General features: G+C 36.7%; 26 protein-coding genes. 13 read left to right on the top strand and 13 right to left on the bottom strand.

The features are described 5' to 3' along the window. Positions 1 to 242: 242 nt before the first annotated feature. Positions 243 to 629: a hypothetical protein gene (locus A8B79_RS06190; RefSeq protein ID WP_153038370.1), complete on the bottom strand. Its 387-nt coding sequence runs from the start codon at positions 627 to 629 to the stop codon at positions 243 to 245. A gap of 282 nt (positions 630 to 911) precedes the next feature. Between A8B79_RS06190 and A8B79_RS06185 the strand changes: the two genes are divergently transcribed. After that, on the top strand, positions 912 to 1,448 hold the full coding sequence (locus tag A8B79_RS06185) for an REP-associated tyrosine transposase (protein WP_066219564.1): 537 nt from the start codon (positions 912 to 914) through the stop codon (positions 1,446 to 1,448). Positions 1,449 to 1,485: 37 nt separating this feature from the next. On the opposite strand, the gene A8B79_RS06180 is transcribed toward A8B79_RS06185, so the two are convergent. Together A8B79_RS06180 and A8B79_RS06175 are read right to left on the bottom strand one after the other, a co-directional pair. Next, positions 1,486 to 1,737 carry a hypothetical protein gene (locus A8B79_RS06180; protein WP_201118490.1) on the bottom strand — a complete coding sequence of 84 codons (252 nt, stop codon included), beginning with the start codon at positions 1,735 to 1,737 and terminating at the stop codon, positions 1,486 to 1,488. A 79-nt stretch (positions 1,738 to 1,816) separates the two neighbouring features. Next, complete coding sequence (locus tag A8B79_RS06175) at positions 1,817 to 2,452, bottom strand: hypothetical protein (protein ID WP_066219560.1); 636 nt, start codon at positions 2,450 to 2,452, stop codon at positions 1,817 to 1,819. A 197-nt stretch (positions 2,453 to 2,649) separates the two neighbouring features. Between A8B79_RS06175 and A8B79_RS06170 the strand changes: the two genes are divergently transcribed. The 11 genes from A8B79_RS06170 (at position 2,650) to rodA (ending at position 13,853) form a co-directional block, all read left to right on the top strand. Next, positions 2,650 to 2,997 (top strand): four helix bundle protein, encoded by a 348-nt coding sequence (locus A8B79_RS06170; RefSeq protein WP_066219557.1) that lies wholly within the window; start codon positions 2,650 to 2,652, stop codon positions 2,995 to 2,997. Between the two features lie 159 nt (positions 2,998 to 3,156). After that, positions 3,157 to 4,218 carry a recombinase RecA gene (gene recA / locus A8B79_RS06165; RefSeq protein ID WP_066219554.1) on the top strand — a complete coding sequence of 354 codons (1,062 nt, stop codon included), beginning with the start codon at positions 3,157 to 3,159 and terminating at the stop codon, positions 4,216 to 4,218. Between the two features lie 62 nt (positions 4,219 to 4,280). After that, a complete protein-coding gene (locus A8B79_RS06160; protein WP_066219551.1) occupies positions 4,281 to 4,964 on the top strand; it encodes a regulatory protein RecX in 684 nt (227 codons plus the stop codon). Next, on the top strand, positions 4,961 to 6,049 hold the full coding sequence (locus A8B79_RS06155; protein WP_066219544.1) for an AI-2E family transporter: 1,089 nt from the start codon (positions 4,961 to 4,963) through the stop codon (positions 6,047 to 6,049). The genes A8B79_RS06160 and A8B79_RS06155 overlap by 4 nt, the downstream gene beginning before the upstream one ends. Positions 6,050 to 6,125: 76 nt before the next feature. Continuing rightward, on the top strand, positions 6,126 to 6,716 hold the full coding sequence (gene purN, locus A8B79_RS06150) for a phosphoribosylglycinamide formyltransferase (protein ID WP_066219540.1): 591 nt from the start codon (positions 6,126 to 6,128) through the stop codon (positions 6,714 to 6,716). A gap of 4 nt (positions 6,717 to 6,720) precedes the next feature. After that, entirely contained in the window at positions 6,721 to 8,292 is a 1,572-nt protein-coding gene (gene purH, locus A8B79_RS06145) for a bifunctional phosphoribosylaminoimidazolecarboxamide formyltransferase/IMP cyclohydrolase (protein WP_066219537.1), read from the top strand. A gap of 84 nt (positions 8,293 to 8,376) precedes the next feature. Further along, positions 8,377 to 9,441 carry a rod shape-determining protein gene (locus tag A8B79_RS06140; protein ID WP_066219534.1) on the top strand — a complete coding sequence of 355 codons (1,065 nt, stop codon included), beginning with the start codon at positions 8,377 to 8,379 and terminating at the stop codon, positions 9,439 to 9,441. 12 nt (positions 9,442 to 9,453) lie between these two features. Beyond that, positions 9,454 to 10,296 (top strand): rod shape-determining protein MreC, encoded by an 843-nt coding sequence (gene mreC / locus A8B79_RS06135; protein ID WP_066219528.1) that lies wholly within the window; start codon positions 9,454 to 9,456, stop codon positions 10,294 to 10,296. Further along, on the top strand, positions 10,293 to 10,769 hold the full coding sequence (gene mreD / locus A8B79_RS06130; RefSeq protein WP_066219524.1) for a rod shape-determining protein MreD: 477 nt from the start codon (positions 10,293 to 10,295) through the stop codon (positions 10,767 to 10,769). The genes mreC and mreD overlap by 4 nt, the downstream gene beginning before the upstream one ends. Next, complete coding sequence (mrdA, locus tag A8B79_RS06125; RefSeq protein ID WP_076782535.1) at positions 10,769 to 12,610, top strand: penicillin-binding protein 2; 1,842 nt, start codon at positions 10,769 to 10,771, stop codon at positions 12,608 to 12,610. Before mreD ends, mrdA begins: the two co-directional genes overlap by 1 nt. Then, entirely contained in the window at positions 12,603 to 13,853 is a 1,251-nt protein-coding gene (gene rodA, locus A8B79_RS06120; protein WP_066219521.1) for a rod shape-determining protein RodA, read from the top strand. The genes mrdA and rodA overlap by 8 nt, the downstream gene beginning before the upstream one ends. On the opposite strand, the gene A8B79_RS06115 is transcribed toward rodA, so the two are convergent. Then, positions 13,850 to 14,470: a ribonuclease HII gene (locus A8B79_RS06115; protein WP_066219515.1), complete on the bottom strand. Its 621-nt coding sequence runs from the start codon at positions 14,468 to 14,470 to the stop codon at positions 13,850 to 13,852. The genes rodA and A8B79_RS06115 overlap by 4 nt on opposite strands. Before the next feature lie 73 nt (positions 14,471 to 14,543). Between A8B79_RS06115 and A8B79_RS06110 the strand changes: the two genes are divergently transcribed. Beyond that, entirely contained in the window at positions 14,544 to 15,653 is a 1,110-nt protein-coding gene (locus tag A8B79_RS06110; protein WP_066219511.1) for a vWA domain-containing protein, read from the top strand. A 55-nt stretch (positions 15,654 to 15,708) separates the two neighbouring features. On the opposite strand, the gene A8B79_RS06105 is transcribed toward A8B79_RS06110, so the two are convergent. From A8B79_RS06105 to A8B79_RS06065, 9 genes are all read right to left on the bottom strand, one after another. Further along, a complete protein-coding gene (locus tag A8B79_RS06105) occupies positions 15,709 to 16,245 on the bottom strand; it encodes an OmpH family outer membrane protein (RefSeq protein ID WP_066219508.1) in 537 nt (178 codons plus the stop codon). Between the two features lie 10 nt (positions 16,246 to 16,255). Next, positions 16,256 to 16,774 (bottom strand): OmpH family outer membrane protein, encoded by a 519-nt coding sequence (locus tag A8B79_RS06100; RefSeq protein ID WP_066219505.1) that lies wholly within the window; start codon positions 16,772 to 16,774, stop codon positions 16,256 to 16,258. Positions 16,775 to 16,795: 21 nt separating this feature from the next. Continuing rightward, positions 16,796 to 17,332, bottom strand: a complete 537-nt coding sequence (locus tag A8B79_RS06095) for an OmpH family outer membrane protein (protein WP_066219495.1) — start codon at positions 17,330 to 17,332, stop codon at positions 16,796 to 16,798. Further along, positions 17,332 to 19,824 (bottom strand): outer membrane protein assembly factor BamA, encoded by a 2,493-nt coding sequence (gene bamA, locus A8B79_RS06090; RefSeq protein WP_235603597.1) that lies wholly within the window; start codon positions 19,822 to 19,824, stop codon positions 17,332 to 17,334. Before bamA ends, A8B79_RS06095 begins: the two co-directional genes overlap by 1 nt. Further along, on the bottom strand, positions 19,821 to 20,651 hold the full coding sequence (locus A8B79_RS06085) for an isoprenyl transferase (protein WP_066219492.1): 831 nt from the start codon (positions 20,649 to 20,651) through the stop codon (positions 19,821 to 19,823). Before A8B79_RS06085 ends, bamA begins: the two co-directional genes overlap by 4 nt. Positions 20,652 to 20,721: 70 nt before the next feature. Then, entirely contained in the window at positions 20,722 to 21,192 is a 471-nt protein-coding gene (gene ribH, locus A8B79_RS06080) for a 6,7-dimethyl-8-ribityllumazine synthase (protein WP_066219488.1), read from the bottom strand. Between the two features lies 1 nt (position 21,193). Next, entirely contained in the window at positions 21,194 to 22,045 is an 852-nt protein-coding gene (locus A8B79_RS06075) for a PHP domain-containing protein (protein WP_066219485.1), read from the bottom strand. After that, positions 22,045 to 23,685, bottom strand: coding sequence for a S41 family peptidase (locus tag A8B79_RS06070; RefSeq protein ID WP_066219483.1), 1,641 nt, complete (start codon positions 23,683 to 23,685; stop codon positions 22,045 to 22,047). Before A8B79_RS06070 ends, A8B79_RS06075 begins: the two co-directional genes overlap by 1 nt. 1 nt (position 23,686) lies before the next feature. Continuing rightward, positions 23,687 to 25,675, bottom strand: coding sequence for a LysM peptidoglycan-binding domain-containing protein (locus tag A8B79_RS06065; RefSeq protein WP_066219481.1), 1,989 nt, complete (start codon positions 25,673 to 25,675; stop codon positions 23,687 to 23,689). Positions 25,676 to 25,723: the final 48 nt, after the last annotated feature.

Raw genomic sequence — 25,723 nt, 5'->3', positions numbered from 1 at the left:
TCCTGCTCCAAATATCTCTTCTAAACTAAAATTGTAAGGAATTAGAACTGAACTTGTCCTACTAGAATATGGCAAGGAGCAATTTTAAATTTCATCTGTTTGCCCAAATACAGGTAAACAAACAACAATAAAAATTATAAATAAAAACTATGAGTTTAATCCGAAGGTAGTAGTAAGGATGGTGACTCAAGCTAAATTAAAATATTCCGAACCCCGTCCGAGTCCGCTTGCAATGCTTTATATTACTTCCCAATGTTCACTTTATGTAATAAAGATACTGAACGCAAATCATCAATACTGACACTATAGACAAATGATTTTTCACCTGAAACATCAAGGCCTTCACCAATTAAGGAGCTGGCACTACCCGCTTCTTTTGCAGCAAAAAGTTTGCCTGATTTATCTAGAAATGTAATTACGGTAGAAGGAGTTAATTCTTTATTAGTGACAAACTCGAAATAAAGTTTATCCGAGCTATCAGAATTAGCTAATACAAAGTTATAATCTATTAGAGTATAATCTTGATTTGCAAGCTTTTCTCCCATACCAACCTTGATCAGCATGGTACTGTCACAAGAAATTAAGATTAGGCTAAAAAAGAAAGAAAGTATAACACTCTTAGATTTCATAGATGGATAATTAAGTTATACGATTAACAAACCCGGGTTTAACCTGTGAAGATTTTTTGAGTTTAATTGAAGTAACAGAATTAATTAGTTAGTCGAAAGCTAAAATTTCAACTGAAATTAAATTCCAAAAGACAAGCATCGAATATCAAACAAATAACAAGTTACAAGGATTAAATCTCCATCCCAAGCTCCTGCTTGGGATTGTAACTTGGAGCTCCCGCTCCAAATATCTCTTCTAAACTAAAATTGTAAGGAATTAGAACTGAACTTGTCTTACCAACTATGGCAAGGAGTAATTTTAAATTTTACGAATCTGAATTTCCCTATTTTCTGACCTGTTCAATTGTGGATGGAATAGATCTGTTTTCAGATCCTCGGATTTGCGAAATAATCCTTAAAGCATTCATGCACCTCCAATCCAAATTAAACGTCAAAATATATGGATTTGTAATAATGCATAATCACCTTCACTTAGTTGCAGAAAGCAGTAACCTCTCAGAAGACATCCGAAAATTTAAATCCTTTACAGCTCGTGAAATTGTTCGGTATCTGGAATCAGCTAATCGAATTGTTTTTCTAAAGAGACTAAAGCGAGGAAAGAGAAACCATAAAATAGAAAGCACCTACCAGATTTGGGAAGAAGGTTCGTATCCGAAACAAGTAAACACTTTCAAGAAAATGGAAAGCTTTATCGATTATATTCATTTTAACCCGGTTAAAGCAGGTTTTGTTAATCTTCCAGAGCATTGGAGATACTCGTCTGCTTTAAATTATTTGGGAAAGGATGGGCTTATTCCGATTACTTTGTTTACAGGTTGAGGCTATTCGGAGCAGGAGCTTTGGAAATGGGTTAAAATTAAGATTTAGCGTACTGTTTATTTTTTTCTACAAATTCCTTTGCTTCTTCTAATGTCTCTGGATAAGGAATTGTTTCGTGATGACCTGAACCAGTTCGTATTTTTTGAAACCTGAAGCCATTATCAATTAGAAATTTAATTTTTTCCCATTGTTTTTTGTCACTCTTTTTTGGTGGCTTAAAATGTCGTCCCAGATTAATTGCAGGTTTACCACAATCAGGACATGAAAGTTCTTTTGGAATTTCTTCCATCAAATTAACATGCCTTTTAAAAGACTTGCGACATTCTGTGCAAGCATAAGATAAGTGGTATGGTGTAGTCAATTTTAGCTTAATTAAATACTTTATCGTAATAGGTTTTGAATTTACTAGTATCAATTTGAGCCGATTTTTCTAATTCGAATTCAGTACCGTTCCAAAAGCTCACGTAAACAGAATCAGATCTATGCCGTTCTTCTGTTTCATCATCTTCCCAGCGTTCTGTTCTCCAATTTACAAGATCGAACTTTCCGTCTTCGTTTATATCTAATAACCAGCCATCAACTTCATACACCCAGGTGCCATCTCCACCACTATCAGCTATCAATTGTTTGGTTGTAAAATTATCATCGATGTGATCAAAAACAAGCAAAGAGATTTTTTCGGGACTGTATGTTGATAGATGACGGATTAGAAAACCAGAATAGTTATCATCAATATTTATTTTGCCAATCAAATAAGCTTTATTTTCAACTGATAGATAGTTTGAAATTAAAGCGTTCCATTCACTATCGATTAATTTCCCTTCGAATTCTATAATTTTACTTGAAGTGTAATCATCATTCCATTCTTCAAAATAAAAGACATGCAAAGTATCAGAGCTAATTACTTCTGTATTCTCTTCTAAATAATCAAAAAGCTCTTGAGCCTGAGAAACTGCTAAATTTTGAACAAATAAAGCGAGTACTACTGTTATGAAAATTTTCATTTTAAATTTTATTGAAGCATTAATTGATTTAGAAAAATGGATCTAATTTTTCTCGATTAAAATAAACAAAATCAATTAAGAAGCACTCTTTAAATAGATCTGATTTAAACTTTTTTTGTAAGGAATTCTTTTCTGGCTGTCTTACTAAGAACCAAGGTTTGGTAAATCTCAATTTTCAAACTACAAATTCCAGACAAATGAAAAATTACAATCTAGAAGAACGTACATTGGTCTTTGCGAAAGCAACAAGAGTGTTTGTTAAAAAGCTTCCGCGTTGTACTTCTAACTTCGAAGATGGTAAACAGTTGATCAGGTCTTCGGGTTCTATCGGAGCGAATTATATAGAAGCCAATGAAGCTTTGAGTAAAAAAGACTTCAAAATGAGAATGAAGATCTCCAGAAAAGAAGCTAAAGAAACATGCTACTGGCTAAAACTAGTAGATACCGGTACTCATCAACATCTTGAAAAAGAACGATCAAATTTGCTGGATGAAGCAACGCAATTATTGAAAATAATGTCTTCAATAATTCTGAAAGCTGCTTAATTTGGAATTTGAAGTTTGAAAATTGTGATTTAAAAAAGTTTAGAAAAAACTTTTTTCTTACATATATCGAACATATATTCTTTCGCAGAAGATGATGACACGATATGACACCCTGCCTTGTTAACTTTGCAGTAAATAAATTTAAAAATAAATGTAATCATGGCTGACTCAAAAGAAAGATCTAAAGCATTAGATATTGCCGTCGGGCAAATTGAAAAACAACACGGGAAAGGAACCATCATGAAGTTGGGCGGAGACGCCGTTCAGGATGTGGACGTTATTTCAACCGGTTCCATTATGGTAGATTATGCATTGGGCGTACAAGGTGTACCAAGAGGTAGAGTAACGGAAATTTACGGCCCGGAAGCGAGTGGTAAAACTACTTTGGCACTACAGGTAATTGCACAGGCACAAAAAAATGGCGGATACGCTGCTTTTATTGATGCTGAACACGCTTTCGATCCCAGATATGCTAAAGCATTGGGGATAAAAGTAGACGAACTTCTTGTATCACAACCTGACAGTGGTGAACAAGCACTCGAAATTACAGAAACACTGATTCGCTCCGGTGCGCTGGATGTGATCGTTGTTGACTCCGTAGCTGCACTGGTTCCACGAGCGGAACTGGAAGGCGAAATGGGTGACTCTCATATGGGACTTCAGGCTCGCTTGATGTCGCAGGCACTCAGAAAGATCACCGGTATTGTGAGTAAAACACATACTTCCTGCATTTTCATTAACCAGGTTCGTGAAAAGATCGGAGTTATGTTTGGCAATCCTGAAACCACTACTGGTGGTCGCGCACTTAAATTCTATTCTTCTGTTCGTTTGGATATCCGAAGAATTGGTGCTATTAAGAAAGGCGATGAAGTAATCGGTAACCGGACTAAAGTAAAAGTTGCCAAGAACAAAGTGGCTCCACCCTTCAAAGTGGTTGAATTCAATATCATGTATGGAAAAGGGACTTCATTGATCGCTGAGATTCTGGATCTGGCTGTTGAATTCGATGTAATTGAGAAACGCGGTAGTTGGTTCCGCTACGATGGCGAACCTATTGGACAAGGTGCTGACGCCGCAATGCAATTCCTGGAAGAAGACCCCAAGCTTTGTGAAAGCATTGAGAAACTGGTACGTGCTAAACTTCGTGGCGAAGAACTGGATGAACCAATTCCTGATGCATCCAAAGAGAAGGAAAAAGAGCCTGAAAAAGCTGAAGCCTGATCTGACTGACAACATTCAAAAGCTCTGTTCTTAAACAACAGAGCTTTTTGTTTTTTAATGCTATGAGTTATTCCAATAAGAAATATTCGAAGAAAGAACCTGAACTTCCGGTTACTATTCACAGGATTGAAGTTCAGAAAAAAAACTCTTTTCGCTATTCTCTGTATTCGGAAGACGGATTTATATCCGGGGTTTCTGATGCTACTCTTACTAAACAGAACCTCCGTAAGGGAACAGTCATTGATGAACAGCTATATGCTGAGATCCAAAAGGAAGAAGAAAGTTGGTCAATCAGAGAATATTTAATTCGTTTGTTGGGCAGACGTGATCATGCCAGCCATGAATTGCGGTTAAAAGGGATCAAAAAAGGATATGATTCTGAAATTCTGGACCAGATCATTGCTGAACTCGAAGAAAAAAATTATATCAATAATTATGCTTTTGCTAAAAAGTATGCACATGATAAATTCAGATTCAATAACTGGGGTCCAAACAAAATAAAAGCTGAATTATCAAAAAAGAAGATCGGAAAAAACACCATTGCTCAGGTTTTGGAAGAAGAATTTGATCAACAATCAAAGATCGAAACTATAAACGAACTGATAGAAAAGAAAAAGCCTTCGCTTTTGCGAACAGATCCCGATAAAAGAAGAAAAAAAATATTCAATTATTTATTTAGAAAAGGATACGATTCTAGTATTATATTGAAAGAAATTGACGGCTTACTTGAATCAATGAATAAATGAAAAACATTACCCTTGAAAAAATAGTGAAGTTCGCCATTGGCATTGCAGCCATTGCCGTTCTTGGTTGGGTTTTGGTAAAACTGGGAAATCTGGTTCTTTATCTTGTTCTGGCTTTGATTCTGAGTTATGTTTTAGATCCTATCGTAAACTGGTTGCAGCGTAATAAAGTCCCCAGAACGTTTGCCATTACGCTCACACTTTCAGCTGTAATTCTGGTCTTTGTATATGCTTCTACTACCGTTATTCCAAAAGTGGCAGACCAAATGGTTCAGCTGGCTCGTCAACTAGACATCCGGAATATTGAAAGTATCGCCAATCAAGTTGAAACTAAATTAAGTGATGATTACGATTTTATTCCCGAAGGCTTTTTAAGTAACAATCTCACTCAGGTATTAAATTCTTTATTTGATTTCGATCAATTTTCATCGGTTTTCAGTAATGTAGTTGGAGTTTTTACAGATATATTTTCAGCTATTTTAGTTGTTCCCTTTGCTGCATTCTTTTTTCTGAAAGATGGCTCTAAGATCCGAAGAGATCTTTTGTTGCTGATCCCAAACAAGTATTTCGAAACTTCATTAACACTGATCGATAAGATTGAAAAGAGATTAGGTCTTTATTTCAGAAGTGTTTTATTGCAGAGTTTGCTGGTTGCAGCCAGTTCCTGGGCTACACTTTCTGTTGCAGGATTAGATAATTCCCTTTCCGTTGGCATTGCCGTGGGTTTAGCCAATACTATCCCCTATTTTGGGCCAATCATTGGTTATATACTTTCTATAATTATTTCAATAATAGAAACCGGAGACTTTTCTTTGGTACTGGTTTGCATGATCGCTATTCTGATCGTGCAGATGCTGGATAATATTGTATTTCAACCTCTTCTCTTTTCCCGCTCTGCGGATATGCATCCTGTAGCAATTTTATTTATCATTTTGATTGGTGCAGAAGTGGCCGGTATTTTGGGCATGTTGGTGGCAATTCCATTAGCTACTGTTATCAGAATCACCATTATTCAGATAAGCTGGAGCTTCAATAATTATCAGGTTTTCGACCAAAATCCTGATCTGATCAAAAATCCTTCCGGTTAGCTATTTCTATCCTGATTAGCAGTGAAACTTTGCGTATCTTCAGTTAAGTATTTCTGCAACTTCAAATAAATCACTGTTGAAGAACATTGTTGTATTTGCATCCGGTTCTGGATCAAATTTTCAGTCACTTATTAATGCGGTTTCAGATGGTAAACTGACTGCAAACATTGTTGGATTAATTACCAATAATAGATCTGCTTTTGCACTCGAGAGAGCTCAAAAACACGGAATTCCTACCTTCATTATTTCTCCGGACCAATTCAATAGCGAACCTGATTATTCAAAAACAGTTCTTTCAAAACTTGAAGAATGGAACACCGACCTGTTAATTTTGGCGGGTTATTTAAAGAAGATTCCTATAGAAATCATCAAGTCCTTTGACAATAGGATTCTGAATATCCACCCTTCCCTGCTTCCAAAGTACGGAGGTAAAGGATTTTACGGCTCCAAAGTTCATGAAGCTGTGATCCGTAATAAAGATTCTCAGTCCGGTTGTACTGTGCATGTAGTAACTGCAGAATATGATGAAGGTCCCGTAATTGGTCAATCAACAGTTCAAGTTGCTGATTCCGATACAGCTGCATCTCTTGCAGAAAAAGTGCTTGAAAGAGAGCATATATTACTTCCTGAGACCATACAAAAATATCTAAAAACACTTAAAAATTAATAAAGTGGCATTAAAACCTCTTTCATCTCTACCTACTACCCCGCTTACAATTAATCGGGCATTACTTTCCGTATCCGATAAAACCAATATTGTTGAACTCGCAACTGCGCTTCATAATAGCGGAGTTACTTTAATTTCTACCGGAGGAACCGCAAAAGCTATTTCTGAAGCAGGAATACCGGTAAAAGATGTTTCTGAAATAACAGATTTTAATGAATGCCTTGATGGAAGGGTAAAAACTCTTCATCCTTTGGTTCATGGAGGAATTTTAGCCAGAACAAGCCACGCAAGCGATGTTGAAGAGATTGAGAAACTGGGCATATCTCCTATCGAATTGGTTGTAGTCAATCTCTATCCATTTAAGGAGAAAGTGAAAGAAGATATTACTCCCGCAACAGCAACTGAATTTATTGATATTGGTGGACCAACCATGATAAGAGCAGCAGCTAAAAATTTTGCTCATGTTGGAATTCTAAGCTCTCCTGATCAATACAAAGATTTTATTTACGAACTTAATGAAGGAAACGGAATCTCATTTGAAATGAGAAAGTCTTTAGCGAAAGACGCCTTCAATCATACAGCTGATTATGATTCTGCTATTGCGAACTATTTCAATGATCTTGTTGATGAAGAGCCTGAAAAACAATTTAATGTTTCTGTACCACTTTCACAGGAATTGAGATATGGAGAAAACCCTCATCAAAAAGCAGCGGTTTACGGAGAACAGGATTCGGTAATTGACTGTTTTCACGGGAAGCAATTAAGCTATAACAATTTTATAGATGTGGATGCGGCTTTGAATATTATTGCCTCATTTAGCAATGACAAATCCACGTGTGCTATTATCAAACATACCATCCCTTGTGGTGTTGGAATTGGAGACAATCTAACCGAGGCTTATAAAAAAGCTTTTAGTACTGATACTGTATCTCCTTTTGGAGGGATTGTTGTTGTAAACAAAGAACTTGATTTAGAAACTGCTCAAGAAATTGACAATATTTTCACAGAGATAATTATTGCTCCCGCTTTTTCTGATGAAGCTTTGGAATTGCTGACTCAGAAAAAAAACAGACGATTAATCCGGATCAAAAAACAAGTAAGTGAAGTACAAGCCAAATCTTTCAGGTCCATTTTTGGAGGACTGTTAACTCAGGATGCAGATCTTGAGCCTGTTGATCAAAATGATTTCAAAATTGTAACAGAAAGGAAACCTACGGATGAAGAAATGAATGACCTGCTTTTTGCCTGGAAAGTAGTTCGAAATGTGAAGTCCAATGCCATTGTTTATGCAAAAGAAGGAAGGACATTAGGTATTGGTTCCGGACAAACAAGTCGTGTGGATTCTTCTGAAATAGCTGTTGATAAAGCAAAAAAAGAAGAATTGGATCTTTCCGGCTCAGCTATTGCTTCTGATGCTTTCTTCCCTTTTTCTGATGGTATAGAAGCCGCAGCAAAGGCAGGAGCAACATCAGTAATACAACCCGGTGGAAGTATTCGAGATGAAGAAGTTATTGCTAAAGCCAATGAATTTGGTATGACAATGATTTTTACCGGAAAAAGGCATTTTAAACATTGAAAATTATATTTCGCATATACACTTTCATTCTCGTATTTTCAAAAAATAACTACCCAGCACTTTTAAACATCTACTATTTTGGCAATGTCTGATAATTACGGAATCCCGTCCCCTGCTTCCTCAAAAAATAAACAGAAAAAGGGGCTTCTAGATTTTCTATATACCGATATCGCAATTGATCTTGGTACAGCTAATACCCTGATCTACGCTCGCGGTGAAGGTATCGTTTTGGATGAGCCAAGTATTGTTGCTCTGAATCAAAATAATATTCCTGTTACTACCGGTCATGAAGCTCGGTTGATGCATGAGAAAACTCACAGAAATATCAGAACCGTTCGACCTTTACGAGATGGTGTAATTGCTGATTTTGAAGTTGCTGAACATATGATCAGAGGTATGATCAAAAAAGTGAAGATGAAATGGTATTCATCAACTCGCCAAATGGTTATTTGTGTTCCTAGTGGTATTACAGAGGTAGAGCGAAGAGCTGTAAGGGATAGTGCTGAACACGCCGGGGCTAAAGAAGTTTATTTGGTAGATGAGCCGATGGCAGCTGCAATTGGAATCGGATTAGATGTTCACGAACCAGTAGGAAGTATGATCGTAGATATCGGTGGTGGAACTACTGAAATTGCAGTGATCGCCCTCTCAGGTATTGTTTATGCACAATCAGTAAGACTTGGTGGTGATGAACTGAATGATGACATTATTAACTATTTCAGAAGAAACCACAACCTTTTGATCGGTGAAAGAACTGCTGAAAAGATAAAATGCGAAATTGGTTCTGCGGCTCCTCTAGATGAAGAACTTGAAATGATAACAAAAGGACGTGACCTTGTGAATGGAGTTCCAAGAACCAGACATATTACTTCCAAGGATGCCAGAGAAGCGATCGCTGAATCTGTTAACACCATAGTTGAGTCTATAACAAAATCGCTGGAGCAGACCCCACCAGAACTTTCTGCTGATATTCTGGATCGCGGAATTATGTTAACCGGTGGCGGTGCTTTGCTTAAAAACCTCGATAAACTCATCATGGAAACCACTGATCTGCCTGTTCATATTGCAGAAGATCCGTTAACAGCAGTAGTAAGAGGTACGGGAGCAATTTTAGAGAATCTGGATTACTATCGTCCTGTTATTTCTTAATTGAATTAATGAATGCAATTTAAAACACTTAAAGTTGGTGAAGCTAAAGACTACATAATCACTGCCATTCTCATTTTACTTTCGGTAACCATTGCAGTTAGTAGAAATCAAGGCGGGATACATAGTTTGCGTCAACTTTCCGCAATTACTGTAAGTGTTTTACAATCTCCTCTTGCCAATATTCGGGTCTATCGACAGGCGCTTACAACAAATACCTATTTACAACGCCAAAATATTCTTCTTCAGGATGAATTAAGTAAGCTCAGAGCTATTGAACAAGAGAATATTGAACTTCGCAAGCTACTCTCGTTTCAGGACTCTACTGAATTTAGCCTTACACCAACTCTTATAATCGGTAAAGAACTAAACGGAATTAATAAAAGTCTCACTATAAATTCAGGCAGTTTGAAAAACGTTAAGGTTGGAATGCCATTAGTTACCTCGGATGGTTTACTGGGAAAAGTAATCCTCACTACTGCCGAATATGCTCAGGTTCTTCCTTATAACAATAGCCTCTTCAGAGTAAGCGGGTTAATTCAGGAAGAAAATGCACCCGGTATTGTTTCCTGGAACGGAGAAAGCCTAACCGAAATGGTAATTGATTTTATCCCACAGACTATACCCGTTGAAGAAGGATATACTGTTGTCACTTCCGGTTTTAGTAATGAACTGCCTGCAGGAATTCCAATTGGTTCAGTAATAAGAACAGAAATCGAAGAAGGGAAAGAAACTCAAAGAATTTTTATAAAACCCTTTGCTTCACTAGCCCAGGCTTCTCAAGGATTTATAATTAATTTTACTCCTGATTCATCCCTTACTAATTTGAATGATCAATATGAGGATATTTTTGAGTGAGAAATAAGCTTGTTAAACATATTGGAATTGGTATTGTATTTGTCTTATCTCAACTACTTATTTTTCAGTACCTGACCATTTACGGCACAATAGCTGATCCGGTATTGGTTTTCGTTCTCTGGACTGCATTGAGATACAAGCGACACGAAGTTTTATTCTTTGCGGCAGGATTAGGTCTTTTTCAGGATGCATTATTTGATTCATGGGGATTAAATATGTTTGCTAAAACGATTACCATGTTCCTGGTCTACAAAATTGTCTCCCGGAACTCTGAAGTCCGTTTAATAATATGGCAAGCTTTTGTTTTAATTCTGGGCGCTGCTTTTCTGCACAACCTCTTTTACTTAGGGTTCTCATCGTTTTTAAATGTTTATGAATTTTCCTTCTCTCCTATAATTTTGTTGATCGGTAGCAGTTTATATACTGCTCTGATTGGTAGTATTTTACACATTCTTAAAGGAGATGCTAACTAATGAACAATTCATCTAACAGAATTCGAACTTCTATATTTGCTTTACAGGCGATAATGGTGTTGATCTGTTTAGTTGTTCTGGGAAGAATCTTTTATCTGCAGATAGTTCAATATGAAGTTTATGACGAGCTAGGCGACAAAAACTCGATTCGCCAGGAATATGTAGATGCTGCCCGCGGTCTTATTTATGACCGAAATGGCACGCTTTTAGTAGACAATCAGCCTATTTATTCGGTAACGATTACTCCTCTTAACTTTGACACAGAAAATATCCCGTTGTTAGCAGATCTTCTGGGAGAATCAGACAGCCTTGTTACTGAGCTTGTAAATGATGCCAAAAGATATTCCCGCTTCAGAACATCCAAACTTATCACAGATGTTGATTTCAAAGTCTTTTCCCTTATTCAGGAAAATCTCTGGCAACTCCCCGGAATCGGTCATCAAATTGATAGTAAAAGAAACTATCCTGCTACGCTAACAGCTTCTCATATTTTTGGTTATCTCCGTGAAGCAGATGAAAACGATTATAAGCAAACTCAGTCGATTCGGCTGGGTGACAAGATTGGTAAAAGCGGACTTGAATTATACTATCAGGATAATTTAAAAGGTGATCTGGGAATAAATTATTTAAAAGTAAATGCTCTTGGGCAATCTTTAGGAAAATATACAGAGCAAAAAATTGCTAAACCTCCGGTTCAGGGCGACAACCTGATTACGACCCTTGATGCAGATCTTCAGGCCTTTGCTGAGAAACTTATGAAAGGCAAAAGCGGGGGCATCGTTGCAATGAATCCCCATACAGGTGAAATACTAGCCCTTGTCAGTTCTCCCGAGTACGAAGTAAAAAAACTTGCCGGAAGAATCGATAAAGAATACTGGCAATTCATCAACTCAGATTCAACTCGCCCTTTATTCAACAGAGCAATTTCAAGTCGTCAACCTCCCGGCTCAACTTTTAAACCTTTGATGGGAATAATAGGTTTACATCTGGGTATTGTGACACCTGAAACTGAAATCTATAATAGTGGTTACTATATCAGAGGTCGGCCTTATAAAGATCTAGCCGATCCCGGGCTTTATGATATGGAATCTGCTATAGCTCACTCCAGTAATACTTATTTTTTAAGTGTGATGGATAAAATTGCTACTTCAGGTAAACTCAATACATGGAGTAAATTAGCTAAAGATTTTGGCCTTGGCGTTCCGAATGATATTGACCTTCCAAGCGCTAATCGGGGAATTTTGCCCGATAGTACATACTTAGACAATCGTTTTGGAAAAAATAAATGGGGCCTCGGAGATGTTTTGAATTTCGGCATAGGGCAAGGTTTGGTTTCTGCTTCTCCTCTTCAAATTGCACAAATGACCAGCTCCATTGTTAATGGTGGATATAAAATTGATCCACATTTACTCAGGGCAGTAGTTCGTGCAGATGGAAGTATTGAACAAAATAACTCTACTAAAGAAAAAATTGACTGGGTAAAAGATGAATATCTCAATACGGTCAAGAAAGGCATGCGAAGAAACGTACTAGAAGGAAGCGGCCGTTTCTACGCTTCTATACCTGATATTGAAGTGTCTGGTAAAACCGGAACAGCTCAAAATCCCTTTGGTTTCTCACATGGATGGTATACTTCTTTTGCTCCGGCAGAAAGCCCTGAAATTGTAGTTACCGTTTTTTTAGAAAACGCGGGATTTGCGTCAATTTCTGCTGTTCCGGTAGCTTCTCTGATATTGGAAAAGTACTTAAAAGGTAAAGTAGAAAGACAGTGGTTGGTTGATTATGTTTTAAATTTTGTTCCAAAAGAGGACAACTCAGAAGCATCTGCGTCCAATGAATAACCTAAGAAACTTAAATTGGTCAATATTTGGAGCCTGGATAGTACTTGCTATTATAGGATTGGTAGCTATTTATAGTGCAACTCAGGGACCTGTTTCTGAATTCTTACCAGACTATATACAGAATAATTTTGCCAAACAGCTTTTGTGGGTTGGTCTTGCAATAGTCTTTGTATTATGCTTTCAGTTCTTTACTCCACGCTCCTACATGCAGCTATCGTATCTGTTCTATGCTATTGGTATAATTTTGATGTTATGCACTTTTTTGTTTGGTACTGAAATCAACGGAGCAAAAAGTTGGTTAAGAATTGGCTTTTTCAACTTGCAATCAAGTGAGATTATGAAAATTGCCACAATACTGGCGACAGCTCAATACTTAACCAGTCGCAGAGATATTACAGCTGAAAATATACGTTATGCCCTTATTGCGGTTGCAATGATTCTGGTCCCAACTATTTTTGTCATCCTTCAAAATGACTTCGGAACTGCAATTGTATTTCTTGCACTGATACCGGTCATGCTTTTCTGGTCTGGTTTACCATACGGAGTTTCCATTTATATCGTTTCTCCGGCTTTTATACTATACCTAACTGTTTTTGATTGGAAACTCGGAGCTATTGCAACCATCCTTATTTCATTTTTGATCTTTATGGTTCAAAAAAGGGTCTGGCTTACTGTAACCTCTTTGATCACAGGTATTATAACTGTAGTAGGGGTAAATCTTGCTTTAACCGACATTCTGCAACCTCATCAAATAGCGAGAATTACCGCATTTACAAATCCTGCTTTCGATCCTACTGGAGCCGGTTGGAATGTAATTCAAGCTAAAACTGCCATCGGATCCGGAGGATTGTTAGGAAAAGGATTTATGGAAGGAACACAAACTCAATTAAAATTTCTTCCTGAGCAGTGGACAGACTTTATATCCTGCGTTATTGGTGAAGAGTTTGGCTTTATGGGGCTGGGACTGTTAGTAGTAACTTTCCTTTTCTTGTTTCTAAGGTTATTGAAACAGGCTGGTAATCATAAACACCCTTTTGCTCAACTGGTTACGGTCAGTGTTACTGCTGTATTTTTTATCCATTTTGTAGTTAATATCGGAAGTGCAACAGCCCTGCTCCCTGTGATTGGTATACCACTTCCATTTGTGAGTTATGGAGGTTCTGCTTTCCTGACCAATTCTCTGATGTTAGCCATTTGTTTGAATATGGATCTTTACAAACGTGATTTTAGTATCTACCGTTAGGCTTTCTGATACTTTTTATCGGTTCCAAGATTAAAACCTAACCTATGATGAGGTGTATAACCGAATTGCTTTAATGCTTTTTTATGATGTGGCGTTGGGTAACCGACATTAGATTTCCAGTTAAATTCAGGGAATTTTTTATCCAGCCTTTTCATATATCTATCTCGGTAATTCTTTGCAAGAATAGAAGCTGCTCCAATTGATATTGATTTATCATCTCCTTTAATAATACAGGTATGGGGAATAAGAGAAGTTGTATATTTATTTCCGTCTACAAGCAAATAATCAGGATCTGCTCCTTTCTCTTCCGCACATTTTTGCATTGTATTTATAGAAGCCCATAATATATTGAGATCAAATATTTCTTTAATTGAGCCTTCCTGAATTGTATAAAAAAGTGCTTTCTCTTTGATCTCTTCTTCTAATAACAATCTATTCTTCTCATTAATGGCTTTACTGTCTTTTATTCCATCAATCTTAATTCCTTCTTCGAATATTACACCCGCAGCAACTACAGGACCGCATAAACAGCCCCTGCCTACTTCATCCAGACCCATAATCCTCTTAAAACCTTCGCTCCATAATTCTTCTTCAATCTTTGTGCGGCTAGAGTTCATAACAAATATTTATTAGTTTGATAGATCATGGAACTGTTTAAAGATAAGATGTATTTAAATATTAAAATAAGATATGAATTTTAAATACACACAATGGGATGAGCGTTTTGGAAAAGGTGGGAAAAAGCCACCTTTCGAAACTTTGTGGAATCTTTTTCAGGAATTGCTGACGATTTCAAGTGGTGATGTAGCTCAGGCTCTCCGTTGGCTCACCGAACTAGACAAAGAGTACCGAATTACTGACCAGTTTGAAGAAGATTATTCATTGGGTGATTTTATGGATGATCTTAAAGATCGGGATTACATTGAGCAGGATGATGAAAATCAGGTTGTGATTACCAGAAAAACCGAAAGAAGCCTCCGACAAAAATCTCTTGAAGAAATATTCAAAAATCTGAAAAAAGGTGGAATGGGTTCCCACAAAACTCAACACACCGGAAAAGGGTTAGAACGTCAACCGGAAACAAGAAAATGGAATCCCGGAAGTGATATCGGTCAAATAGATTCTGTAGGTACTATGCTGAATATGTTAAATCATAGTTCTATCGATAATGTTAATCTTCAGGAAGATGATATTTCAGTATACGACACAGATCATTACACCTCAGTCTCAACAGTGCTTCTAATCGATATCAGCCATTCGATGATACTTTATGGTGAAGACAGGATTACACCTGCTAAGAAGGTGGCTATGGCGTTATCTGAACTCATTTTAACAAGTTATGCAAAGGATTCACTTGATATTATAGTTTTCGGAAATGAAGCATGGGAAATCAATATAGAAGACTTGCCCTATTTAAAAGTAGGTCCATATCATACAAATACTTTACAAGGGTTAGAAAGAGCCCGACATCTTTTACAAAGAAAGAAGTTTTCAAATAAGCAGATCTTTATGATCACTGACGGAAAGCCGTCTTGTATTATCGAAAATGGAAAACTCTACAAAAACAGCTTCGGATTAGACCGTAAAATAGTAAATAAGGTTTTGGATGAAGCTGTAAAATGCAGAAGAGAACAGATTCCGATAACCACCTTTATGATAGCCAGTGATCCTTATCTTCAAAGCTTTGTTAGAGAAATGACTGAGGCAAATAAAGGAAAAGCATATTTCGCATCTCTGGATGAATTGGGTGGATATATTTTTGAAGATTATATCGAGAACAGAAAAAAGAATGTAAAATAAAAAAGCCACAGCTTTTGAAAGCAGTGGCTTTAATTTCTATCTGAAATATATCAGATCAAATACCCAACTGAACCATTACAGCATCTGTAATATCATACTCTGCAGCATACGCCTGAGAAGCATAAAGAATAATCCTTTCTCCATTGCTGGTTGTTATATTAAGAACATAGGAAAGGCCTTGTTTGTCAGCAACGGTATTAATTGCAGAACCAATTTGACTTTGTAAGGGTCCAAGAAGCTCATTTTGTTTGTCCTGAATATCTTGCTGAGCTTTTCTTGTTGCTTCATTCAGAGCTTCACTCATTTTCTGTAGCTCTTCTTCGTCTTTTGCTTTTGCAGTTGCAGATATTACATCCTTCTTTTGTTCGTAAACATTAACTGCATTTTGGAACTCAGCTTCTTTTTGCTGAATCTCTAACGATTTTCTATCTGCAAAGTTTTTAAGTCTTTGCTGTACTGCTTTCATTTCCGGCATTCTGTTCAGAATAGCTTGCGGATTTACGAAACCAATTTTTAATTCTTGAGCTTGAGTATTTCCCGTTAATAATAACGTGAAAAGTAATCCTAACCCTATTGAAAACTTCTTTAACATGATTCTATTTTTATGATTGTTTTAATTTTTCTAATACTAATTCAGTAATATTCATCTGATCGTCTGAAGCGTAAAAAATAAAAGCTCCTGAATTCATTGAGCCTTCATTCAAAACCAAATCCAAGCCCAGTGAATCTGCTACTGTTTTAATAGTAGCATAAACTTTGGTTTCTATGGGTTGGAGCAAAGTGATCTGACGTTGCTGAACCTCATTTAAACTTTTTTGACGTTCCTCTTCAAAGTCCTGATTCTTTTCTATTAGCTCTTGTTCCTTTTGTTGTCTTTGTTCAAGAGTCATAACATCCTTAGCTGCACTGTAATCTTCAAGCTCTTTTTGTAAAGCTAAAGCCTGAATCGCTAACAATGAATCTTTTCTTTCGAGCAAATCACCAATTTCTTGATTGATAGATTCTACTTCAGGGAGTTGTGAAAGTATCACTTCAGGGTTTGTATACCCTATCTTAACCTGAGCTTCAGCTTGAAAGCTAAAGAGCATTAAGAATAAAGCTAATACTGATAATTTCTTCATTTATTTCTTATCAAATTTTAATTATTGTTCTATTTCTATCCCAAGTTCTAATAAAACTTGTTCATTTATATTCCATTCACCACGAGCGTAAACCATATATATATCTCCTGACCTGTCAAACACAAAATCAAAACCATTTCTTTGTGCTACAGATCGTACAGCTGCAAAAACTTGCCTTTGGATAGGTTCTAACAATTCTTTTTGTTTTTTGAAATATTCACCGTTAGGTCCAAATTTTTGCTCTATAAAACTATCTAACTGTTTTTTCTTGGAATTTATTTCCTGAATTTTTTCCTTTTTTATTTCTTCAGTATATAATATTTCCTTTGCTGTAAAGTCTTTTTCAAGATTATCTATCTCTAAGCGCAAGCTTTGAATTTCATTTTTCCATCCATCACTTTGAATCTTAAGGCGCTGTTCAATTCCTACATATTCCGGAATTTTAGAGAGAACGAAATCTGATTCGTAATATCCTATTTTTTGATCTTGCGCAGTAGCAGCAATTGTAATCAATACAAATATAAATACAGAACAGATATTTTTTAAAAACTTACTCATTAAAAAGGAGCTCCAATGTTAAATAAGAATTCCCACTCTCCGGCGGTTACAGAAGGTGATGTTCCTTCAATACCATCAAACCTGTATCCGTAACTCAAATCAACTAATCCTAAAATCGGTAAAAATAAGCGGACTCCAAATCCTGCTGATCTTTTTAATTCGAATGGATCATACTCAGAAAAAGTCAGGAATGAGTTCCCTGCATCCATAAAGGTATATGGTATCAATTGCAGTTGTTCATTTTGTACAGCCGGGTAACGCATTTCTAGAGTAAACTTGTTAAATATACGCCCACCTACCTGCACGCCGTCTTCAAACGGAGCGATGCTTTGATTAATACCACCGGGATAACCTCTCATATCAATATTATCATAAAGAAAACTCTGACGTTGCTGAAGTTGAGTTCCTCCTAATAAAAATCTTTGGAAATCACTTCTATTAGACTTTGTAAAATAACCGATATAACCGAAATCGGCAGTACTTGAGAGTACTAATTTTTCAATTATTGGGAAATGATTCTGATAATAAGATTTGATCTTATAGTAGTCCAGGAAACCGGCTACAGGTAAAGCAACTTCACCGCTTAATCCAATTTTTGAGCCTAGGGTTGGAGAAATTGGGTTGTCTACGGAGTTTCTCTCTATCAGCTGCTCAACAGTGATAGAATTCGATATACCTGAAGTTTGAAAACTTGAACTACTGTTAACATCATATAATTGATATCCAAATGTAGTTCTAATAGAAAAATAATCATCAGGCCACTTCAATCTCTTTCCGATTGAAACACTTCCTGAAAAAAGCTCACTTTTTCCTGCACCATATCTTGAATTATTGATCAGGTTATATGAAAAGTTGATACCTAATGATGTTGGTTTTCCACCTAACCACGGTTCAACAAAGTTTGTTGAATAACTCTGGTACCCTTGTCCCGTTACTTGCACTCCTAAAGATAGTTTTTGACCATCTCCGGATGGTATTGGGTTCCAGCCTCCTTTTTCAAATGCTCTTTTGATCGAGAAGTTATTAAAATTAACACGTGCCGAAATAATAGCACCGATAGACTGGCCTCCGTATCCACCGGAAAATTCAAAATTATCAGTAGAAACTGATTCATCTAAATTGTAGTTGATGTCAACACTTTTGTTGGCTCTGTCCGGTAATACATCCGGTTGTAGGTTTTGCGCATCAAAATATCCCAAAGTTCCAACTTCCCGAATGGTTCTGATAATTGCTTCTCTGCTATACTTGTTACCGGGAACCGTACGAAGAGTTCTTCTGACTACATCATCATGAGTTTTAGTATTTCCGGAGAAAGAAACTTCATTTATGGTAGCGATCTCGTCTTCAAATATATCGATATGAATATCTAAAGAATCTTCAGCTACTTTATCAATTGTTGGGATAGCTTGGAAAAACAAATAACCAATATTTTGATACAGAGATGTAACGTCTGTACTATTTTGATTAATAGTAAGATTCTCATCGAATTTAGATTGATCAAAAACATCTCCTTTCTCAAAATCTAAAGCTAATGAAAGTTGGTCATCTGTATAAACTGTATTTCCATCCCATGTAATATTTCTGATCTTGTATTGAGGTCCTTCTTCAATATTAATGGTGACACCAACGCCATCCAAATCTTTAACATAGTTATAGATAAAAACAGAATCACTAACCACTCTTACATCAGCGTATCCATTTTCTCTATAGAAAGCTAAAACCTTAGCAATACCTTCATCAAAATCATCCTGCTTATATACTTTTTTTGTCAGAAACTTCCACCACTTATCTTCTTTAAGTGGTTTCATTTTCTTTGTCAGTTTTTTATCAGAGAAAGCCTCATTCCCTTCAAACTTAATATCTTTGATCTCTAAACGAGTCCCTGCGTCAATATCAAATACAAGAACGGCTCTGTTTTCAAGATTTTCGGCTTCTTCAATTCTGGCATCAACTTTTGTGTACCAGTATCCCTTTTCCTTATAAAATCTATAAATTGTATTTTTTGCCTTAGCAATTACACCGTCAGTAATAGCTGCTCCGGGAGTTATTATGATAAGGTCTTTCAAATCTCTTCTTTGAGATCTTTTTACCCCTTCGATTTTGACTTCTATTAAACGAGGTTTTTCGGTTACTTTTATTATCAGGCTTATTTCAGACAGAGTAATTTCTTCAATAAAGATCTCTACGTCTGCAAATAAACCTGAACGGAACAATCTTTTAATTGCATCAGAAATATCATCACCCGGATATGTAATTTTTCTTCCGGCAGTTAATGAGCTTGCATTGATTATGAACTGCTCTCTTGTGCTTTCATTTCCCTCAACCGTAATTGATTTGATCGTGTACTCTTGAGGTGTATTTTGGGTTGGGTCAGTAATTTCGAAAGTATCTTGCGCCTTTAACTCATTAATAAATGTACCTATAACTAATACACAAACTGAGGCAATAAATATTCTTTTCAACAAACTATATACTTCTTTTTTAAGGTTCACTTATTTTCGTTTTTCAATAAACGGGCAGCTAACCCATTTTCGTCTTTAGACAAATCAATTTTTCCAAACCTACGATCTCTGCTTTGGTAAGAATTGATAGCTTTATACAACTCATCACGTCTGAAATCAGGCCAAAACTGTTCCGTTATGTACAATTCGGAATATGCCAGCTGCCATAATAAAAAGTTGCTTATTCTGTATTCACCACTCGTTCTAATAATTAGGTCAGGGTCAGGTACTTCCGCTGTTGATAAATGATCTGCAATCATTTGGTCATTTATGAGCGATGGATCTAAACGACCTTCTTTAACATGTGTAGCAATTTTTTTTACAGCTTCTGTAATATCCCACCTTCCTGAATAACTTAAAGCCAAACACAATTGAAGACGATCATTATCCTCAGTTAGTTCTATAGCTTCCTTTAATTGTTTCTTGCAATTGTCCGGAAAACGATCGGTTTGACCAATAGTTACTAATCTGATGTTATTTTCGTGCAAGTTATCTGCTTCTTTCCTCAAAGATGAGACTAACAATCTCATTAATCCACGAACTTCTGCAGAGGGTCTTCCCCAATTTTCAGTGGAGAAAGCATATAGCGTTAAATATTTAACACCTAGTTGTGCACAAGATTCTGTGATATCTCTTACTGAATCTACACCTACTTTATGGCCATGCAAACGTATACTGCCCTTACTACGTGCCCAGCGGCCGTTTCCATCCATGATAATAGCAATGTGCTCAGGAATCTCACCAGACTTCTTAAGTTCCAGTTGTTTTTCCTGATCTGCCTTGGTCTGTTCAGTATTTGTTAGTGTAAATTTTTTCAAAAATTATAGTAGATTTTCAAGCCTTAAAAAATAGGCTAATAATCACCATATATCAAGGCTAGAAATGCTTTCACTTATTTAATTCTTGTTGTAGAGATATCATTTCTAAAACAGCTAACGCAGCTTCTGCACCTTTGTTTCCTTTGTCCCCAACTCTTTCCAGAGCTTGTTTAGTATCATCAGTAGTTAGAACTCCGAAAGCAATCGGTTTCCCGGTGTTCAAATTGAGATTTGTAATACCCGTTGTTACTGCATCGCAAACATATTCAAAATGAGGTGTCCCGCCCCTAATTACAACACCGAGAGCAATAACCCCATCCAGATCTCTTGATTCTAAAAGACTTTTTACTGCCAATGGAAGTTCAAAAGAACCCGGACAACGAGCTACTACAATATCTTCATCAGATATTCCATTTCCATTCAATGCTTTAATAGCACCATTCAGCATTCTTTCAGTAATGGAAGAATTCCATCTTGAAACAACAATTCCAACCTTCGCAGACAATGGTTTAGTATTCCCTTCTATATAATTAATGCTCATGCTATTCTTTAACTAAAATGGTTTGTTTTCTTTGGTCCGTCATTCGTTTCATCGATTCCACATTCTTTTTTGCAATTGCAACTATGCCAACATTACTATGACCCGCTTCAATGCCTCCATGATAATCACTTCCACCTGTTTTAAGAAGTGATCTCTGATCACATAATTTTGAGTAAAACGCTTGTTTCCTGTAATTATGGCTAGGATGAATGCATTCCAAGCCATCAACTCCAAGTTCAATAAATTCTTCGATTTCTTGTTCAGAATATAATTTACCGGGATGAGCTAAAATAGCTGCTCCACCAACATTCTTTATCATTTGAATCGCTTTTTCAGAATCAGGATAACTATTTTTTATATCACCCAATTTTTCATTGCTCAAATATAATTGAAATGCTTCATTAAAGTTAGAAACATAGCCTTTCTCAATTAAGATCTTGGCAATATGCGGTCGTCCCAGATTTCCCCCGTCAGCTTCTGCCCAAACCTCATCATAACTGATATCTATTCTTTTCGAATTTAATGTTTTAACTATTCCTTTAATTCGTGTTTGTCTTGAACTCTTTTGGCTCTTCAAAAAATCACCGAAGTAATTTGTTTCTGTTTCAAAATAATAGGCTAAAATATGAGCCTCTTTCCCATTAAATAACGTTGTTACTTCTACACCGGGTATTAGCTCTATCCCGGCCTCATCTGCAAATGGTTTCGCAATTTTATAACCTTCAAAAGTATCATGATCCGTAATTGAAACAGCGCCTAAATTCTTCATCTCAGCAAGCTTAATTACCTCCTCCGGAGATAGATGCCCATCTGAGCATATTGTATGGATATGAAGATCTGCTTTTTGTGGCATCAATTACTGCCTTTCAGCAAGGAATCAATTTGCTGAGGATTATTTATTAGATCCACAGCAGCGTTAAGTTGTATATCCTTTGACAAGGAAGCGTTAGTTCGGGCTGTTTGACCACCGGTCCTTGACTTTAATTCCAACCAGATCATTTTCTCAATAAACTCTTTGCTGTTGTTGAGCTCTTGCTCTTGTTGAAGGTCTATAAATTCCTGAAGTTCCTGGATCTTACGTTCCGCTCCTTCAACTTCGGCAAGGTCATTTCTGATCACTTCCAGATAATCCTCTGTTTCATTTGCAAACTCAAAATCTATTTTGTCGAGATAGAGTTTAAACTCATTGAAAATTCCTTCCGGTATATCATCAAAACCGGTATTGGAATTGTTTGCGAAATACTCAGTGCTGAAATCAAAAATAGCCCCTTTTTGTAGCAAGGATATCTCAATCAGATTTGGTTCAGCTACTTCTACAACAACATCGGGTTCAATACCTCTGCCTTCGTTAACAGTTCGTCCGTTCTTAGTCTTGAATACATTTGATGAAGCTTCCCTTTTTACAACTCCTGAATTTCGTCCTTCATGTGTATAATCAACAGATTGAATACTTCTGCCACTAGGGATATAATAACGAGCTATGGTTACTTTCATAGAGGTGTTGTAAGGAAGGGGTTTAACGATCTGTACCAATCCTTTTCCAAAGCTTTGCTCACCTAAAATAACTGCGCGATCCAGATCCTGTAACGCACCTGATACAACCTCCGAAGCACTTGCGCTTCCTCCATTAACCAATACAACTACCGGTGCATCAAAGAAAATTGGTTCTGTTGTAGAAAACGTCTGATTATACTCAGCAATCCGTCCTCTGTTCTCCACCACCATCAATCCCGGTTCAACAAATTTATCTATGATGGAAACAGCTTCCTGCAAAATTCCACCCGGATTATCTCTCAGATCCAGTACTAAACCTTTAAGCTCAGCCTGTTCTTTTAGTTCTATAATTGAAGTTCGTATTTCATCAGCAGACCTAGATCCAAATTGACTTAATTTTATATAACCGATTTGCTTATTACTTCCGATCAACGTTTGATGTGATACATTCTTTACTTCGATCCTTTGTCTTGTCAGCTCAAAATCCAGTTCTTTTTCCACTCCAAATCGTTTTATAGAAATATCTACTTTTGAACCGACCTCACCAATTGTAAGTGTTTGAATTTCTTCAGGTTTTAACCCTATCGTGGAAATACCATCAATTTCTATGATCTCATCACCTGCTCTTAAACCACTTCTTTCTGCAGGGCCACCTTCTGTGGGGGCAATTATAACTACTTTTCCATCTCTGTAACCTGCTTCGATACCAATTCCTGCATAATTTCCACGGGATAGTATTTCAGCCTGTTCATTTTGTGCTTCGTTATAAATAACGGTGTAAGGATCCAGAGTTTCTAACATTGCATCCAATCCGATACGCATCAACTTCTCCGGATCTATTTCATCCACGTAATCCAAAGCAACATTTTCGTAGGTCTTACTAAAGATTGAAAAGTTCTTTTTTATTAAAAAATAGATATCAGTTTGCTGAGCTTGAACCAAGCTTGATGACAATCCACTTAAAAAGAAAATGTATATAAGAAAAAACGACTTTTTCATACTACTGTTTACTTATTTTCAAAACCTGACCAACCACAATTGTAGATCCTGAAATCCCATTTAAACTTCTTAAAGAGGATATACTTACTCCGAAGCTTTCTGCTATTTCTCCCAAAGTATCATTCTTTCTAACGGTATAGGTTTTATATCCATTTGAAGAAACGGAAGCAGAAGCCAATAATATATTCTCGCCTCTTCTTTGCTTTCTTTCTAATTCCTGTTTCTGGCTGTAACTCATCGAGTTAACTTTTGAGTAATGATCTCTGTTCTTTGAAGGCACATAAACTGTCAAATTCTGTCCCACACGAATTGTGTTTCCAATACCATTCCAAGCTCTTATCTCGAAAGCCCTGACATCATACCATTCTGCAATGTGACCAACGGTATCACCTGTCTTTACTTTATATGTTAGCTTAGAAGAGTTAGAAGGTGTGCTCGAACGGGTTGAAGTAGAACGTGATCGGCTTGTATTCGTAATATTTGTAGGACGATTTGCAGAAATTTTACCTGCACTTCCTGCCGGTAATGGAATTACAAGTTTTTGCCCGGGATGAATAACATTGGAAAGGTTATCATTACTTGCGTAAATACCGCGAACCGTTGTGCCATACTTTTGGGCAATTAATCCAATGGATTCTCCGCTTCTAACGGTATGTACAGTCATGTCCTGAGCTCTGTTCTCTTTCGGTATTTCTTTATAAGCGATCAAAAACTCTTCCTTTTTTCCTGTTGGTATCTTCAGTGGATATTTATTTCCCGGAGGAGTAGCCCATCTCAAAAGTTCAGGGTTATAATCTTTCAATTCATCAACAGAAATTCCTGTTGCTTCAGAAAGAGCATCTAAAGGCATCAAACCATCCACTTCCACAACATCGTAGCTGTATGGTTCTCCTTCATACTTCCTCTCAAAACCAAATTCTTCAGGATTTAATCCGATCATGGCTGTTGCAATAAAGCCCGGAACATAGCCTCTGGTTTCTCTTGGCAGATAAGGATACGCTTCCCAATAGTCTTTTTTTCCTCCTGCTCGAGTGATAGCACGATTTAAACCTCTAGGACTGATATTGTAATTTGCCATCGCTAAATGCCAGTCTCCCCAAATATCATACAGATCTCTTAAGTGGCGTGCAGCAGCGCGAGTTGCTTTTTCAGGATCTCTTCTTTCATCAACCCACCAATTCACTTCCAGTCCATAAACTCTTCCGGTTGCTGCAATAAACTGCCACATACCAACAGCTGCAGCCCAACTTCTTGCATTGGGATTCAAACCACTTTCAATAAAGGCTAAATAAGCCAACTCGGAAGGTACTTTTTCTTCTTTAAAAATTTTCTGGATCATCGGCATATACGTTTCAGAACGTTTTAACCAAAGTTCCATCACTTCAGGTCTCTTAAGAGTATAGTACACCAAACTGTTTGTCACATATCTATTCTGGATAAGTGGGACATCTGTTTTGGTTAACATCACATCTTTTGGAAAATCGAAGTCTTCGGTCAAATAAGCATCGTCATCAGCAAAAAGCTCTTCCTGAATTGCGAATATTTCACCTTGAGCTTCATTTGCTGATTCTGAAATTCCATAGAATTGTCTGTATTCCGAAATCACAGCTCTTGACAGTTCTACAAATCTACGGTCAGACCTTAGTTCAGGATAATCATCCAACAATGCTTGAGAAGCGTTTACTGCATCATTAATATGCGTTTCTGCTTCCAACGGATTATCATCTAATTGTGATTCCAAACTCAACACATGTAATTGATAGATGTCCGTTATTCTTCTAAGAATATCCTTTTGAAAAGAATCTAACTCAATAGTTATGGGATCTCTTTCAGGTTTTGATTCAATAACCTTGTTTTCCAAAGGATTTGGAACCGTTAAAAGACGCAATGGCATCTTTTCAGTTTTAATCAATGTACTGTCTTGTGCAAAAACAGATGTAGTACACAACAATAGTGCACCACAAGAAATCTTTGTAAAAATCTTATGCATATTTGTCTGTAGTTTTTAACTCAATAAAAGTAGTAAATAAATGCCAGA

Origin of the sequence: Balneola sp. EhC07 (genome assembly GCF_001650905.1) — a bacterium.
Classification (GTDB): Bacteria; Bacteroidota; Rhodothermia; order Balneolales; family Balneolaceae; genus Balneola.
This window is presented reverse-complemented; position numbering and strand designations above follow the sequence as displayed.